This window comes from Streptomyces sp. TAA040, assembly GCF_000424845.1.
Genome location: NZ_AUKR01000014.1, coordinates 71,342 through 86,434, shown reverse-complemented (window position 1 = coordinate 86,434; position 15,093 = coordinate 71,342). Strand labels below are relative to the sequence as shown.

12 protein-coding genes are annotated in these 15,093 nt (G+C 74.2%); 6 read left to right on the top strand and 6 right to left on the bottom strand.

Annotation, left to right across the window (positions count from 1 at the left end; all coding sequences use genetic code 11):
* Positions 1-59 precede the first annotated feature (59 nt).
* The 3 genes from H300_RS0114305 to H300_RS30205 all read right to left on the bottom strand — a co-directional run bounded on the left by H300_RS0114305 (position 60) and on the right by H300_RS30205 (position 3,419).
* A complete protein-coding gene (locus H300_RS0114305) occupies positions 60-2,549 on the bottom strand; it encodes a cation-translocating P-type ATPase (RefSeq protein WP_028427980.1) in 2,490 nt (829 codons plus the stop codon).
* Positions 2,550-2,645: 96 nt separating this feature from the next.
* Entirely contained in the window at positions 2,646-3,110 is a 465-nt protein-coding gene (locus tag H300_RS32415) for a hypothetical protein (RefSeq protein WP_486583831.1), read from the bottom strand.
* 126 nt (positions 3,111-3,236) lie between these two features.
* Positions 3,237-3,419 (bottom strand): ribbon-helix-helix protein, CopG family, encoded by a 183-nt coding sequence (locus tag H300_RS30205; protein ID WP_078515994.1) that lies wholly within the window; start codon positions 3,417-3,419, stop codon positions 3,237-3,239.
* A 236-nt stretch (positions 3,420-3,655) separates the two neighbouring features.
* Between H300_RS30205 and H300_RS0114290 the strand changes: the two genes are divergently transcribed.
* The 4 genes from H300_RS0114290 (at position 3,656) to thpR (ending at position 7,588) form a co-directional block, all read left to right on the top strand.
* Positions 3,656-4,093, top strand: a complete 438-nt coding sequence (locus tag H300_RS0114290) for a MarR family transcriptional regulator (protein ID WP_028427979.1) — start codon at positions 3,656-3,658, stop codon at positions 4,091-4,093.
* A 28-nt stretch (positions 4,094-4,121) separates the two neighbouring features.
* The gene (locus H300_RS26880; RefSeq protein WP_078515993.1) at positions 4,122-5,588 is read left to right on the top strand and encodes an MFS transporter; all 1,467 of its coding nucleotides are present in this window, start codon (positions 4,122-4,124) and stop codon (positions 5,586-5,588) included.
* 187 nt (positions 5,589-5,775) lie between these two features.
* Entirely contained in the window at positions 5,776-6,939 is a 1,164-nt protein-coding gene (locus tag H300_RS32410) for a helix-turn-helix domain-containing protein (RefSeq protein ID WP_486583830.1), read from the top strand.
* A gap of 85 nt (positions 6,940-7,024) precedes the next feature.
* Positions 7,025-7,588 carry an RNA 2',3'-cyclic phosphodiesterase gene (thpR, locus tag H300_RS0114275; protein WP_028427977.1) on the top strand — a complete coding sequence of 188 codons (564 nt, stop codon included), beginning with the start codon at positions 7,025-7,027 and terminating at the stop codon, positions 7,586-7,588.
* Between the two features lie 234 nt (positions 7,589-7,822).
* Here thpR and H300_RS0114265 read toward each other — a convergent pair whose 3' ends face one another.
* Positions 7,823-8,803: an aldo/keto reductase gene (locus tag H300_RS0114265; RefSeq protein ID WP_028427976.1), complete on the bottom strand. Its 981-nt coding sequence runs from the start codon at positions 8,801-8,803 to the stop codon at positions 7,823-7,825.
* A gap of 146 nt (positions 8,804-8,949) precedes the next feature.
* Between H300_RS0114265 and H300_RS0114260 the strand changes: the two genes are divergently transcribed.
* Positions 8,950-11,871, top strand: coding sequence for an FAD-binding and (Fe-S)-binding domain-containing protein (locus H300_RS0114260; RefSeq protein WP_051270047.1), 2,922 nt, complete (start codon positions 8,950-8,952; stop codon positions 11,869-11,871).
* A gap of 57 nt (positions 11,872-11,928) precedes the next feature.
* On the opposite strand, the gene H300_RS26875 is transcribed toward H300_RS0114260, so the two are convergent.
* Entirely contained in the window at positions 11,929-12,666 is a 738-nt protein-coding gene (locus H300_RS26875) for a zinc-binding dehydrogenase (RefSeq protein WP_486583829.1), read from the bottom strand.
* Between the two features lie 412 nt (positions 12,667-13,078).
* Here H300_RS26875 and H300_RS0114250 point away from each other — a divergent pair, with 412 nt between their 5' ends.
* The gene (locus tag H300_RS0114250) at positions 13,079-13,753 is read left to right on the top strand and encodes a TetR/AcrR family transcriptional regulator (protein ID WP_028427974.1); all 675 of its coding nucleotides are present in this window, start codon (positions 13,079-13,081) and stop codon (positions 13,751-13,753) included.
* A gap of 175 nt (positions 13,754-13,928) precedes the next feature.
* Here the strand turns inward: H300_RS0114250 and H300_RS0114245 are convergent, their stop codons facing one another.
* Positions 13,929-15,029 (bottom strand): citrate synthase 2, encoded by a 1,101-nt coding sequence (locus H300_RS0114245; protein WP_028427973.1) that lies wholly within the window; start codon positions 15,027-15,029, stop codon positions 13,929-13,931.
* Between the last annotated feature and the right edge of the window lie 64 nt (positions 15,030-15,093).

The following is a 15,093-nucleotide window of genomic DNA, read 5'->3' as shown; positions in this document are numbered from 1 at the left end:
GGCGGGCGGCCCCGCCCGCCCGCACGGGGGCGGGGCCGCCAGGGCGGGCAGGGGCGGGTTCAGGCGGCGAAGCGCCGGGTGACCAGGCGCCAGGTGAGTTCCAGGACGGCGGCGGCGACGAGAGCGATGCCGACGGCCGTCAGCGGCATGGCCAGTCCGACCAGCTTCAGTTTGAAGAACTCCTGGAGCCACGGCGTCACGAGCACCAGCACGAAACCGCCCGCCATGGTGAGCACCAGGCCGATCCGCCACCAGGTGTACGGGCGGGCGACGATGGCCAGCACCCACATCGCCACCAGGAACAGCGTCAGGGTGGCGGCGCTGGTCTCGGCGTCCAGCGCGGTCGGCCCGTCGTAGTGGCCGCGGGCGAGGAGGTAGCTGACGAAGGTCGCGGTGCCGCCGATCAGCCCGGCCGGGACGGCGTAGCGCATCACCCGGCGGACGAAGTGCGGCCGGGCGCGCTCCCGGTTCGGCGCGAGCGCCAGGAAGAAGGCGGGGATGCCGATGGTGAGGGTGGACAGCAGCGTCAGGTGGCGGGGCAGGAACGGGTACGGGACCTGCCAGATGATCACCAGCACCGCCAGCAGCACCGAGTAGACCGTCTTGGTCAGGAAGAGGTTGGCGACCCGCTCGATGTTGCCGATCACCCGGCGGCCCTCGGCCACCACGGAGGGCAGGGCGGCGAAGCTGTTGTCGAGCAGCACGATCTGGGAGACGGACTTGGTGGCCTCCGAGCCGGAGCCCATCGCGACCCCGATGTCGGCGTCCTTGAGGGCGAGGACGTCGTTCACCCCGTCGCCGGTCATCGCCACGTGGTGGCCGCGGGCCTGGAGCGAGCCGACCATCTCCCGCTTCTGCTGCGGGCTGACCCGGCCGAAGACCGCCCCCTCCTCGACGGCGATCCCGCGTTCCTCCTCGTCGGCGGGGAGGGCGCGGGCGTCGACCGGCGCGTCGGCGCCCGGCAGCGACAGCTTCCCGGCCACCGCGCCGACCGAGACGGCGTTGTCGCCGGAGACGACCTTGGCGGCGACGTCCTGCTCGGCGAAGTAGCGCAGGGTGTCGGCGGCGTCCGGCCGGAGCCGCTGCTCCAGCACCACCAGCGCGTACGGCGTGACCTCCGCGGCGACCGCCGGATCGTCCAGGGCGGTCCCGCTGCGGGCGAGCAGCAGCACGCGCAGCCCCTGCGTGTTGAGGTCGTCGACGCGGGAGAGCGCGGGCGAGTCGGCGGGCAGCAGCACGTCGGGGGCGCCCAGCAGCCAGCTCGCGCTGCCGCCGTCCGCCTCGGTGAGCCGGGCGCCGCTGTACTTGCGGGCGGAGGAGAACGGGAGCGTCCCGGAGCAGTGGGGGAGGTCCTCGGCATCCGGCGGAAAGGCGTCCCGGATGGCGCGGAGGCTGGCGTTCGGGCGGGGGTCGGACGCGCCGAGCGCGGCGAGCAGCCGTTCGACGTACGGCGTGTCGGCCGCCTCCGGAGCGGTGTCCAGCAACCGCACCTCGGTCACGTCCATACCGCCCTCGGTGAGGGTGCCGGTCTTGTCCAGGCAGACCACGTCCACCCGGGCGAGGCCCTCGATCGCCGGCAGTTCCTGTACGAGGCACTGTTTGCGGCCCAGCCGGATCACGCCGATGGCGAAGGCGACGGAGGTGAGCAGGACCAGCCCCTCGGGGACCATTGGCACGATGCCGGCCACCATGCGCCGGATGGCCTCGTCCACGTCGCGGTTCTCCACCGCCGTCTGGCTGATGATCAGCCCGACGGCGGCCGGGACCAGCATGTAGGTGATGTACTTCAGGAGGGTGCTGATGCCGTTGCGCAGCTCGGAGTGGACGAGCGTGAACTTGGACGCCTCCTCCGCCAACTGCGCGGCGTACGCCTCCCGGCCGACCCGGGTCGCGGTGTGGGCGCCGCCGCCGGCCACCACGAAGCTGCCCGACATCACGGAGTCGCCCGGCTGCTTCACCACCGGGTCCGCCTCACCGGTGAGCAGGGACTCGTCCACCTCCAGGCCGTCGGCCTCCACCACTGTGCCGTCGACGACCACCTTGTCGCCCGGGTCGAGTTCCACGAGGTCGTCGAGCACGATCTCGCCGGACGGCACCGCCGTCCCGGTGCCGTCCCGGCGAACCACCGGCTTCGCCTCGCCGATCACCGCCAGGTTGTCCAGCGTGCGCTTGGCGCGCAGCTCCTGGATGATGCCGATGCCCGTGTTGGCGAGGATCACGAACCCGAACAGGCCGTCCTGGATCGGTCCGACCACCAGGATGATGGCGAACAGCACGCCGATGATGGCGTTGAATCGGGTGAAGATGTTGGACCGCACGATGTCCGCGGCGGAGCGCGAGGAGCGGACGGGGACGTCGTTGACCTTGCCCTCGGCGACCCGCCGCGCGACCTCCCCGGCCGCCAGCCCCGGTGCCCGCGCCGCCGCGTCATCGCTGCCGTCCCTCCGGTGGCCGCCGCTCTCCCCGTCTCCGGCCCCTCGGCTGCCGCCGACGACCCGGCCGCCGTCGGAACCGTGGCCACCGGGTTCGGTCTCCGCCCGATGCGTCATGCCCCGACCGTATGCGGGAACGTGCCCGCGCGCGCCCCTCCGGGCCGGGCGCCCGGTTCCTTCACCGGCCCGTCCGCCCCGTTCACCGCGGGCCGCCTACCGCTGTTCGTGCCCGTCGGAAGGCTCCGCTGCCCGTGTTCCGTCCCGGGGGCCGTCCGGTGCTCCGGCGTGCGCGCCGGTCGACGTCGCGGACGGAGTGCCGGGGTGGGTTCCGGGCGGGGCTGCGGACGCGGTGTCGTCCGAGGTCGCGGAAGCGGCCTCGGACCGTGGCTCGGAGGCCGCCTCGGAGCGGGGGCCGGACGCGGCCTCGGCGTGCGACCGGGCGATCGCGGCCTCTCGGGCCCTGGCGTACCAGAGCCCGAAGAGTCCGAGCCCGGTGGCGGCCAGGCAGCTCCAGATCCACCACGCGTGCCCGTGGTCGGCGTACCAGCCGTAGAACGGCAGTTGGCCGAGGAACAGCGCGAACCACAGCGCGGTCCCGCCGGCGACCGTGGCGACGATGTTGCCCTCCAGCGGCTCCGGCGCCTCGCGCTCACCGTCGATCCACTTGCTCAGGCGCATCGTCTCGGCCAGCCTCTCCGTCGGTGTCCCCCCAGGGTATCCAGCCGGTGCGGCGCGGTCGCGGGCGGAACCGGGGCCGGAGCGGTATGGCACCCCGGGGCGTGCGACGCGGGTGGTGCGCGGGGCTCAGCCGGCCCGGTAGAAGCGTTCCGTCTCCTCGACCGCCGTCCGGAAGCGTTCGTCGAAGTCGTTCCGGACGAGCGTGCTCACCACGTAGTCCTGCACGCTCATCCGCCTCCTGGCGGCGTGCTCGGTGATCCGGGCGAGAAGCTCGTCGTCCAGCCGCAGGCTGAGCACCGTTGATGTCATGTACCTACCGTCCCGGCAGGCTTGCCCGGCCGCCGCGTCTTTCCGCTCCGGCTCACCCGTACGTGTGAGAGGAGACACCCGGCACCGGCACCGGCCCGTCCCCCGCGGCGCCCGGGGGCACCCGGCGGGAGGCGGGGCTCGCGCCGGGCGCGGGCGGACCGTCGACGGGTACGCGGCCCGGCGGAATGCGCCCCCGGGTTGGTTGTTAGCAGAGGTAATGAGTTATCCTAACGACCATGCCGGACCTGTTGTACGACGCTGATGCCGCGGCCGTGAACGCCCTGCGCTCATCGATCATGCGGCTCTCCCGCCGCCTGCGCCACCAGCGGGTCGACGAGTCGCTCAGCCCCGCCGAGATGTCCGTCCTGGGCACCCTCGCCCGCTGCGGGTCGGCCGGGCCGGGCGAGCTCGCGCGCAAGGAGCACGTCCAGCCACCGTCGATGACGCGCATCGTCGCGATGCTGGAGGCCAAGGGCCTGGTCCGGCTGGAACCGCATCCGGAGGACCGCAGACAGAAGATCGTCACGCAGACCGAGCAGGCGGAGTCGATGCTCGCCGCCGCCCGGCGCAAGCGCGACGTGTGGCTGGCCGACCTGGCCGGCGGGCTCGACGAGGACGAGTGGGCGAAGCTGCGCGAGGCGGCCCCGGTGCTGGAGAAGCTCGCACACCTGTAAGGAGCACCGACGAGGAGGCGAAGCACCATTGAGTCCGGGACCCGGAGCACACTCCGCACCCGCACCGCAGGAACCCACCACCGGGAAATCGGCACCCGCCACCACCACGATGTTCAGCTCGCTGCGCATCCGCAACTACCGGCTCTTCGCCACCGGACAGGTGGTCTCCAACACCGGTACCTGGATGCAGCGCATTGCCCAGGACTGGCTGGTCCACAGTCTGACCGGCTCGGCCACCGCCGTCGGGCTCACCGTCGCGCTGCAGTTCCTGCCGATGCTGCTGTTCGGGCTCTACGGCGGAGTCGTCGCCGACCGCTGCAACAAGCGGCGGCTGCTCCTCGCCACCCAATCGGTGATGGGCCTGACCGGGCTCGCCCTCGCCGTCCTCACGCTCAGCGGGGTCGTACAGGTCTGGCACGTCTACGCGATCGCCTTCGCTCTCGGCATGGTCACCGTCGTCGACAATCCGACCCGGCAGACCTTCGTCACCGAGATGGTCGGACCCCACCAGTTGCGCAACGCGGTCTCGCTGAACTCGGCGAACTTCCAGTCCGCCCGCCTCATCGGCCCCGCGGTCGCGGGAGTGCTGATCACCGCGGTGGGAAGCGGATGGGCCTTCCTGCTCAACGGGCTGTCCTTCCTCGCCCCGATCGCCGGCCTGCTGCTGATGCGCACCGCCGAGCTGTACCCGACGACGCCCGTCCCGCGGGCCAAGGGGCAACTCCGTGAGGGCCTGTCGTACGTGCGCAGCCGCCCGGAGCTGATGTGGCCGATCATCCTCGTCGGCTTCATCGGGACGTTCGGCTTCAACTTCCCCATCTGGCTGACCGCCTTCACGGAGAACGTCTTCGACCAGGGCGCGGGCACCTACGGGATGCTCAACGTGCTGATGGCGGTCGGTTCGCTGACCGGGGCCCTGCTTGCCGCGCGCCGCAACACCTCCCGGATGCGGATGATGGTCGGCGCCGCGGCCCTGTTCGGCGTGCTGGAACTGGCCGCCGCGCTGTCGCCGTCGTTCTGGCTGTTCGCAGCCCTGATGCTGCCGATCGGCATGATGGGGCTGACGTTCAACGTCACCGCGAACTCCAGCGTCCAGTTGGCCACCGACCCGGTGATGCGCGGCCGGGTGATGAGCCTGTTCATGATGGTCTTCGTCGGCGGAACCCCGTTCGGCGGCCCGCTCCTGGGCTGGATCACCGACAGCTACGGCGCACGCGTCGGCTTCCTCTCCGGCGGGCTGATCTCGCTGCTGGCCTCGATCGCGGTCGGCCTCGGCCTCGCCCGGGCCGCCGGGCTGCGGCTGCGGGTCGATCTGCGCCGGGGACGGCGGAGCCTCGACTTCGTGCCCCGCAAGCCGCGGGCGCACGGGGAACCGGCCGAGCCGGTGCCGGACGCGGGATCGCCTGCCGAGGGAAGGCCGGCCGAGGGGGCCCCGACGGAGGCTCCCCCGCGCACGGCGCCGCCCGCGCGACCGCCCGAGCCCGTCGCCTCCTGAGCGGGGCTCTGAGCGGCGGCGGTGCCGTCCCGGCCGTTCTCCGGCGTTATTCGGCCGATTCGCCGTCGGCGTCGGCCGGTCGCTCCTGGCCGGGCCGTCACCGACGCCGCAGCCCTGTCGGCGTCGGTCGGTACCCTCGCTGCTGCCACGGCATATTCATTCGCTGCCGGACAGGGGGACACCGTCCATGACGGCGCAACGAGACGTGGGGAAGCAGAGGGCCCGCCGCCCCGATCTGACGGGCGAACTACGTCACCTGCGGGCGCGCAGCGGTCTGACGCTGGCCGCACTGGCCGAACGCACCAGCTACAGCAAGTCCTCGTGGGAGCGCTACCTCAACGGCAAGGCGCACCCGCCCGAGCAGGCGCTGCGGGCCTTCGCCCGCGCCGTCGGAGTGCACCCCGCCCGCCTCCTGGTCCTGCGCAGCCTCGCCGCCGCTGCCGACGAGGACACAGGCGACGCCACTGCTGCCGGCGCCGCTGCGGGCGCCACCGGCGGTGGAGCCGCCGCCGCGGGCACTGCCGAATCCGCCGCAGGGAGCGCCGGGACCGCGGGGACGACCGTCGGCGCCTGCTCGGCCGCCGCGGCTGCCCGGGCCCCGACACCTGCCCCGGCACCGGAGCCGGCGGCGGCCGGGCGGGGACTCCCCGAGCCCGTCCCCGTCCACAGCCACTCATCCGAGCCGGAACAGCCGACCGGAACCACCGCGACCCCGGCGACCGCCGCCGCGGCCGCGACGGCCATCACCGACGTCAGCGGCGGCAGCGGCTCGTCGCCGGGCCGGGAGAGACCGGGCGCCGGAGGTGCCTCCCTTCCGGCGCGCGCCCGGCGGGTCGCGCTCCCGGTACTGCTCGCCGTGGCCGCGCTGCTGGTGGGAATGGCCTCCGGCGTCGGCTTCGCCAACCGGTCCGACGGTCGGGAACCCGAGGCGGTGTCCGCCGCCGACGGCTCGGCAGACGCGCACGGTGCCCGGACCCCCGGCTGCGTCGGCTTCGAGTGCCGGGGCAAGGACCCGCAGCGCCTGGGTTGCCACCTGGGAGTGTGGACGGCAGCCGTCCGGCAGGTCGGCGAGGTCTACGTCGAACTCCGCTACAGCCCGGCCTGCCGGGCGGCCTGGGCCCGGATCACCGAGGCGGAGGTCGGCGACACCGCCCGCGCCGTGGGGCCGAAGAAGGTCAGCGAGCAGCGGACCATCAGCTACGACCAGGACACCTACTCGCCGATGGTCGAGGCCCCCTACCCGGCGTCGGCCCGCGCCTGCGCCACGCTGGGCGGCAGTGAGGAGATCTGCACCTCGCCTGGCGGGGCCTCGCCACTCCCGGAGGCCCCCACGGACGAGAACCGCACCTGAATCCCGGAGCGCACGGGCCCGCAGCGGGTCCGTGCGCCGTGCCGCCCGCGGACGCGGGCGGCCGCCGGTGCGGGAGACTGCCGGGATGAGACTCTTCGCCGCACTGCTGCCCCCGACCGCCGTCGTGGAGGAAGTGACCGTGGCGCGGACGAGGCTGCGGGCGCTTCCGGACGCCCGGGAACTGCGCTGGGTGCACCCCGACGACTGGCACCTCACGATGGCCTTCTACGGCGAGGTGGAGGACGCCCGGCTGCCCGACCTGCGGCGCCGGCTGGAGCGGACGGCCCGGCACCGTGCCCCGTTCGAGGTGCAGCTGAGCGGGGGCGGACGGTTCGGGGAGCGGGCGCTCTGGACGGGCGTCGCGGGCGATACCTCGGCGCTCGGCGCGCTCGCGGCCGGAGCGGTCTCCGCCGGCCGCGGGGCCCGGGTCACCCGGAGCACCCCGCACGCGTACACCCCGCACCTGACGCTGGCCCGCAGCCGTCCCGGCCTGGTGCGCCCCGATTTTGCGGCAGCCCTCGACGGCTTCTCCTCCGACCGGTGGCGGGTCCGGGAGCTGGTGCTGCTGCACAGCCGTCCCCGCGGTCCGCAGGAGCCGCCGGACACGCCCGGCTACGAGCGGATCGGGGGCTGGCCGCTCGTCGGCTGAACCGGGCGGATAGCGTGGGGGTGTGAACACGAAGATCAGGACGCGAATCGTCACCGGCGCGCTGGTGCTGATGTTCGCCGTCGTCGCCGTGGCCTCCGCGGTCGGCCGCTGACGGCCGCGGCCCACCTGCGGGCCGTATTCCGCCGTTCCGCAGGCTCCGGTGCCCGCCCCCGCCCCTTCCTGCTCGGGAGCGGTGCGGTCGGCCGGTGGCCCGGGGCCACCGGCCGGGACACGTCACCAGGCGAAGGCCTCCGGAGTGGTGCCCGGCCCCGGGAAGATCTCGTCGAGCGCGGTCAGCACCTCCTCGCCCAGTTCCTGCTCGACCGCCCGCAGCGCGGTCTCCAGTTGCTCGCCCGTCCGCGGACCGACGATCGGACCGGTGACCGCCGGGCGTGAGAGCAGCCAGGCGAGAGCCGTCTCACCCGGGTCCATGCCGTGCCTGTCGAGCAGGTCCTCGTACTGCTGCACCTGCGCGCGGACGCTGCTCCGCTTGAGCGCGTCGGCGCCGCGGACGCTGCCGCCCTCGCGCTCCTTGCGGAGCGCGCCGCCCAGCAGGCCCCCACCGAGCGGTGACCAGGGGATGACGCCCAGCCCGTAGGCCTCCGCTGCCGGGACGACCTCCATCTCCGCCCGCCGCTCGGCCAGGTTGTAGTGGCACTGCTCGCTGACCAGGCCGAGGCTGCCACGGCGGGCCGCCGTCTCGTTGGCCTGCGCGATGTGCCAGCCGGCGTGGTTCGAGGAACCGGCGTACACGACCTTGCCCTGCCGGACTAGGACATCGATCGCCTGCCAGATCTCCTCCCACGGGGTGTACCGGTCCACGTGGTGGAACTGGTACAGGTCGATGTGGTCGGTGCCCAGCCGTCGGAGGCTGGCGTCGACGGCGCGGCGGATGTTCACCGCGGACAGCCGGTCGTGGTTCGGCCAGGGCTCGCGCTCCGTGCCCATGTTGCCGAACACCTTGGTGGCGAGCACGATCTTCTCGCGCCGACCGCCCCCCTTGGCGAGCCAGCTGCCGACGATCTCCTCGGTACGGCCCTTGTTCTCGCCCCAGCCGTACACGTTGGCCGTGTCGAAGAGATTAATGCCCGCGTCGAGCGCGGCGTCCATGATCGCGTGACTGTCGGCCTCGTTCGTCTGCGGACCGAAGTTCATCGTCCCCAGCACGATACGGCTGACCTTGAGCCCGGTGCGTCCAAGCTGTGTGTACTCCATGTCCTCAGCCAAGCCCCTGTAGTCCACTCCAATCAAGCACCCGCCCCCCCGCCGACGCACCCGCCCACCCGCGACGCACCCGCCTGCCCCCGACACACCGGCGGAACCCGCGCCGGGCCCCCGCGCGAGGGTGCACGCTGGGCCGTATGGGACAACGAGAGGCACGAGAGCAGCGGCAGCGCCCGGCACCCGTCCGCCGACTGGCGGCGGACCTACGCGCGGAGGTGCGCGGGGAAGTCGAGTTCGACGCCGCGAACAGGGCGTTGATGACGATGGACGCCTCGAACTACCGCCGGGTTCCGGTGGGCGTGGTGGCCCCCAGGGACGCGGCGGACGTCGAGGCCGTGCTCGCGGTGTGCCGGGCGCACGGCGCCCCCGTGGTGGCCCGGGGCGCCGGTACCAGCATCGCCGGGCAGGCGACCGGCACCGGTGTCGTGCTGGACTTCACGCGGCACATGGACCGGGTGCTCGCGCTCGACCCGGAGGCGGGGACGGCGCGCGTCCAGCCCGGCGTCGTGCTGGACGTGCTGCGGGACGCGGCGGCCCCGCACGGGCTCACCTTCGGCCCCGATCCGTCCACGCACAGCCGCTGCACGCTCGGCGGCATGATCGGCAACAACTCCTGCGGCTCGCACTCGGTGGCCTGGGGCACGACCGCCGACAACACGGCGGAGCTGTCGGTGGTCACCTACGGGGGTGAGCGCGCCCGGCTCGACCGGGGCGGCGACGGCGTCCCGGAGCGTCTGCGCGCCGGGGTGCGGGAGCTGGTCGGGGCGAACCTGGCGCGGCTGCGCACCGGTTACCCCGAGCTGCCGCGGCGCATCTCCGGTTACGCGCTCGACGAGTTGCTCCCGGAGCGCGGGGAGGACTGGGCACGGGCGTTCACCGGGAGCGAGGGCACGCTCGGGGTGCTGACGGAGGCCACCGTGCGGCTGGTGCGGTCGCCCGCGGCGCGGGTGCTGGCGGTGCTCGGGTACCCGGACGAGAGCGATGCTGCCGAGGCCGCCGCGTCCCTGCTGCCGCACGGGCCGCTCACGGTGGAGGGCATGGCGAACGACCTGGTCGGGGCGGAGGCGGGGGCGGCGCTGCCCCGGGGCGGCGCCTGGCTGTTCGTCGAGGTCGGCGGGGAGGACGCGGCCGACGCGCGGGAGCGGGCCGCCGCCCTGTGCCGGGCGGCGGAGAGCGGCAGCACCGGTCATGCGCTGGTGACCGCCCCCGCGGAGCAGCGGGCGCTGTGGCGCATCAGGGACGACGCCTCGGGCACGGCGACCCGGATGCCGGACGGCAGCGAGGCGTGGCCGGGGTGGGAGGACTGCGCCGTGCCGCCGGCCCGACTGGGCGCCTACCTCAGGGACTTCCGCGCCCTGCTGCGGGCGCACGGTCTGCGCGGCCTGCCCTACGGGCACTTCGGGGACGGCTGCATCCACGTGCGGATCGACTTCGACCTGGTGGGCGAGGCCGGCGTGGCCCGGTACCGCGCGTTCTCCGAGGAGTTGGCGGACCTGGTGGTCGCGTACGGCGGCTCGCTCTCCGGCGAGCACGGTGACGGGCTGGCCCGGGCGGAGTTGCTGCCGCGGATGTACGGGTCGGAACTGGTCGGGGTCTTCGACCGGTTCAAGGACCTGTGGGACCCGGGGGCCGGTCTCAATCCCGGGGTGCTGGCCAGGCCGGAGCGGATCGACCGCAACCTGCGTTTCGAGGTGCTGCCGAAGGAGCCGGTGACCACCGCGTTCGCCTACCCGCACGACGGCGGTGACTTCTCGGCGGCGGTCCGCCGCTGCGTCGGGGTCGCGAAGTGCCGGGACACGACGGCCGGAGCGAACGTGATGTGCCCGTCCTTCCGGGCCACCGGGGAGGAGCGGCACTCCACCCGCGGCCGTGCGCGGCTGCTGCACGAGATGCTGGCCGGCGAGGTGGTGACGGAGGGCTGGCGCTCACCGGAGGTGCACGAGGCCCTGGACCTGTGCCTGTCCTGCAAGGGCTGCCGGACCGACTGCCCGGTCGGGGTGGACATGGCCACGTACAAGGCGGAGTTCCTGCACCACCACTACGAGGGCCGTCGTCGGCCGATGGCACACTACTCGATGGGCATGCTCCCGCGGTGGCTGCGGCTGGCCTCGGCGTTCCGTGCGGCGCCGCTGCTGAACGCCCTGGCCGCGACGCCGCTGGCCGGACCGGCCAAACTCCTGGGCGGGATCGCCCCCGAGCGTGCGGTGCCGAAGCTGGCGCGCACCCCGTTCACCCGGTGGTGGCGCCGGGAGGGCGCCGCGGGTGCGCGGCGCGGTGATCCGGTCGGCGGTGCGCGGCACTCCGTGGTGCTCTGGCCGGACACTTTCACGAACTACCTGTCACCGGAGGCCGGTTCGGCTGCGGTGGCGGTGCTGCGGGATGCCGGGCTGGATCCCGTGGTGCCGCCGGGGCAGGTGTGCTGCGGCCTGACCTATGTCTCCACCGGGCAGCTCGACCGGGCCCGCGCGGTGCTCCTGCGGACGCTGGACCGGATGGAGCCGGCGCTGGACGCCGGTCTTCCGGTGACGGTGCTGGAGCCGCCGTGCGCGGCGGCGCTGCGCACCGACCTGCCGGAACTGCTGCCCGACGACCCCCGGGCGGCCCGACTCGCCGCGCAGGTGCGGACGTTCGCCCAGACGCTGGAGCAGCGGGCGCCCGACTGGGAGCCGCCGTACGTGGGCAGGCCGGTGGCTGGTCAGACGCACTGCCATCAGCACGCCGTGATCGGGGACGCGGCGGACCGGAGGCTGCGGGAACGGGCGGGGCTCACAGGTGAGTTGTCGACCGGGTGCTGCGGTCTGGCGGGGAACTTCGGTTTCGAGAAGGGCCACTTCGAGGTGTCGCGCGCCTGCGCGGAGGATCAGTTGCTGCCCTCGGTCCGGGCGGCCGATCCGGGTACGGAGGTGCTGGCCGACGGGTACTCGTGCCGGACCCAGCTCGACCAGCTCGCCGGAGTGCCCAGCCGGCACCTGGCCGAGGTGCTCGCGGAGGCGCTGCCGCCCGTCGGCGGGGGCCCCGCCGCGTCCCCGCCGGGCGCCGCGGGAACGCCCGGCTGCTGAGCGGCCCGGCCCCGGCTGCCGGCCGGGCCGGCCGGCAGCCCCCGGGCGGGGGCGGGGTCACACCAGGCGGACGACGTGCTTCCCCCGGGTGCCGCCCGCCTCCAGCGCCCGGTGGGCGGCGGCGATGCCGGAGAGGGGACGGACGGTGTCCACGACCGGGCGCACCGCTCTCGACGAGCCGGGTGAGTTCGGCGAAGCCGCGCATGCCTGCCGTCGCCGCTGAAGAAGCGCACCCGCCGCTTCCCGCAGGCGGTCGATCCCAGGATGTGCCCCCAGGGACGTCAGCGGGTGGCCGAGGTCGAAGCTGATCGCCACCATGCGGCCCGTCGGGGTGAGCAGCCGACGGCAGTCACCGAGCCCGGTGCCGACGGTGTCGAGCACCACGTCGAAGCGGCCCAGGTCGGCCGGCGGGGTGGTGGTCCGGCCGTGGGCCTCGTGCGCGCCGAGTTCCCGTACAAGCGCCAGGCTGCGGGGGCCGGCGAGTCCGGTGACCTGCGCGCCGGTCGATCGGCCGAGCTGGACGGCCACGGAGCCGACCCCGCCGCCGGCACCGCGGACGAGCAGCCGTTCGCCGGGCCGCAGTCCGGCCTTCCCGCGCAGGGCGATGAGCGCGGTCAGCCCCCACCGCCGGCAGGGCCGCGGCCTGCACGAGGTCGAGCCCGGCCGGGCCGTGCGCCACCTGCTCCGGTCGAACGGCCACGAACTCCGCCGCGCTGCCGAAGCGCCCGCGCGGCAGGGTGCCCGGACCCGGTCGCCGACGGCGCGGCCCGGCAGGGTGGGGTCCAGCGCGACCACCTCGCCCGCGAAGTCGATACCCGTGCCCCTTGGGGAAGCGGCGGCCGGTCAGCACCCGCAGCCGTCCGGTGCGGGCCGCCACCTCACCGCCGTTGACGCTCGCCCCGTGCACCCGGACCAGCAGCTCCCCGGGCTTCGCGACCGGCCTCGGCACCACCGCCTCGTGGAGGACCTCCGGCGGGCCGTAACCGTCGTACCGGGCCGCTCGCATCTCGTTCACTGCTCTCCGCCGTCCGTCGCTCCGGACCGGACGTGCCCGTATGGCCGTCCGGTGGCCCGTCCGCCGCTGCGGGTGCCGCGCCGACCGGCGCGCGCACCGGTCGGCCCCGCACCCCGAGCGGACGGGTCCCCACTTGAGGGAAACGAGCCCGGGAAACGGAGAGGTCCGTCCGCTTACGGTAAGGTGAGCGACATGCCGACTGAGCCGTCCCGGATCCCGTCGACCAGCGGAGTCGCCGCTCCGGAGCCCCCGCTGCGCGCGGACGCCCGGCACAACCGCGACCGCATTCTGGAGGCCGCGCACGAGGCGTTCGCGGCCCACGGGCTCGGTGTGCCGATGGCACGCATCGCCCGCCGGGCCGGTGTCGGACCGGCGACCCTCTACCGCCGCTTCCCCACCAAGGAGGCGCTGGTCTCCGAGGTGTTCGCCGGGCAACTGGCGGACTGCGCGGGAGTGGTCGACGAGGCATTGGCCGACCCCGACCCGTGGCGCGGGTTCCGCACCGTCATCGAGCGGGTGTGCGCCATGCAGGCCGTCGACCGGGGTTTCAGCACGGCCTTCCTTGCCGTGTTCCCGGACGCGTTCGCCGTGGACGAGGAGCGGGACCGCGCGGAACGCGGTTTCGCCGCACTCGTGCGCCGCGCACAGAGGGCCGGCCGGTTGCGGGCCGACTTCGTCCCCGAGGACCTCGTCCTGCTGCTGATGGCCAACAGCGGGGTCACCGCCTGCGCGGGGGAGGCGGCGCCGGACGCGTCCCGCCGCCTCGTCGGCTACCTGCTGCGCGCCCTGCGCGCCGAGGACGCGCCGCCGGCACCGCTGCCCCCGGCCGTCCCACTGGGTCTGGACCGTCTCCACGCCGCGCGGTGAGCCGGAGCCGGTCCCGCGCCCCGGCCCCCGTACGCACCCGCGCTCCTGGCGCCGCGCCGCCCGCCCCCGTCCGCGTGGCCCCGCGCCGCGCCACCGGCCCGGGAAACGCCGCGGGCCCCACCGGAGTCCCGGCGGGGCCCGCGGCGCCGTCCGTGTGGCGGCCGGGTCGGCGGTCTCAGCCGGCGGCCTCGCCGAAGCCCTCGATCTCCTGCGGGCTGCGGGTGCCCGGCCCGACGTAGCGCGCGGAGGGACGCACCAGGCGTCCGGTGCGCTTCTGCTCCAGGATGTGCGCCGACCAGCCCGCGGTGCGGGCGCAGGTGAACATCGAGGTGAACATGTGCGGGGGCACCTCGGCGAAGTCGAGCACGATCGCCGCCCAGAACTCCACGTTGGTGGCCAGCACCCGGTCCGGCCTGCGGTTGTGCAGTTCCTCCAGTGCGGCCTTCTCCAGCGCTTCCGCGACCTCGAACCGGGGGGCGTCCAGTTCCTTCGCCGTCCGGCGCAGCACCCGGGCGCGCGGGTCCTCGGCCCGGTAGACGCGGTGACCGAAGCCCATGAGCCGCTCGCCCCTGTCGAGCTGCTGCTTCACGAAGGCGTTCGCGTCCCCGGTGCGCTCGATCTCCTCGATCATGCCCAGCACCCGGGAGGGGGCGCCGCCGTGCAGGGGCCCCGACATGGCGCCCACCGCGCCGGAGAGCGAGGCGGCCACGTCCGCGCCCGTGGAGGCGATCACCCGCGCGGTGAAGGTGGAGGCGTTCATGCCGTGCTCGGCGGCCGAGGTCCAGTAGGCGTCCACCGCGGCGACGTGCTTGGGGTCCGGCTCGCCCCGCCAGCGGCGCATGAACCGCTCGACGACGGTCTCCGCCTTGTCGATCTCCCGCTGCGGCACCATCGGCATCCCCTGACCGCGGGCCGACTGGGCGACGTAGGAGAGTGCCGTCACCGCGGCACGCGCGAGGTCGTCCCTGGCCTGCTCCGCGTCGATGTCCAGCAGGGGGCGCAGCCCCCAGACGGGCGCCAGCATGGCCAGCGCGGACTGCACGTCCACCCGGATGTCGCCCGAGTGGACCGGGATCGGGAACGGCTCCGCGGGCGGCAGCCCGGGGTGGAAGCTGCCGTCGACGAGGAGGCCCCAGACGTTGCCGAAGGAGACCTTGCCGACCAGGTCCTCGATGTCGACACCGCGATAGCGCAGCGAGCCGCCTTCCTTGTCGGGTTCGGCGATCTCCGTCTCGAACGCGACGACTCCTTCGAGTCCGGGTACGAAGTCGGACATCAGGCGGCTCCCTTTGTGGTGTGTCGGAGCGGTTCCGCCGCCGTTCGGTGGAGAGCTGGCGGTC

What these genes read in the sequence shown, in the direction of transcription:
- H300_RS0114260 (WP_051270047.1), top strand. Translation starts at nt 8,950, where the DNA reads ATGGGACAACGAGAGGCACGAGAGCAGCGGCAGCGCCCGGCACCCGTC.
- thpR (WP_028427977.1), top strand. Translation starts at nt 7,025, where the DNA reads ATGAGACTCTTCGCCGCACTGCTGCCCCCGACCGCCGTCGTGGAGGAA.
- H300_RS0114265 (WP_028427976.1), bottom strand. Translation starts at nt 8,803, where the DNA reads ATGGAGTACACACAGCTTGGACGCACCGGGCTCAAGGTCAGCCGTATC.
- H300_RS30205 (WP_078515994.1), bottom strand. Translation starts at nt 3,419, where the DNA reads ATGACATCAACGGTGCTCAGCCTGCGGCTGGACGACGAGCTTCTCGCC.
- H300_RS0114305 (WP_028427980.1), bottom strand. Translation starts at nt 2,549, where the DNA reads ATGACGCATCGGGCGGAGACCGAACCCGGTGGCCACGGTTCCGACGGC.
- H300_RS0114290 (WP_028427979.1), top strand. Translation starts at nt 3,656, where the DNA reads ATGCCGGACCTGTTGTACGACGCTGATGCCGCGGCCGTGAACGCCCTG.
- H300_RS32410 (WP_486583830.1), top strand. Translation starts at nt 5,776, where the DNA reads ATGACGGCGCAACGAGACGTGGGGAAGCAGAGGGCCCGCCGCCCCGAT.
- H300_RS32415 (WP_486583831.1), bottom strand. Translation starts at nt 3,110, where the DNA reads ATGCGCCTGAGCAAGTGGATCGACGGTGAGCGCGAGGCGCCGGAGCCG.
- H300_RS0114245 (WP_028427973.1), bottom strand. Translation starts at nt 15,029, where the DNA reads ATGTCCGACTTCGTACCCGGACTCGAAGGAGTCGTCGCGTTCGAGACG.
- H300_RS0114250 (WP_028427974.1), top strand. Translation starts at nt 13,079, where the DNA reads ATGCCGACTGAGCCGTCCCGGATCCCGTCGACCAGCGGAGTCGCCGCT.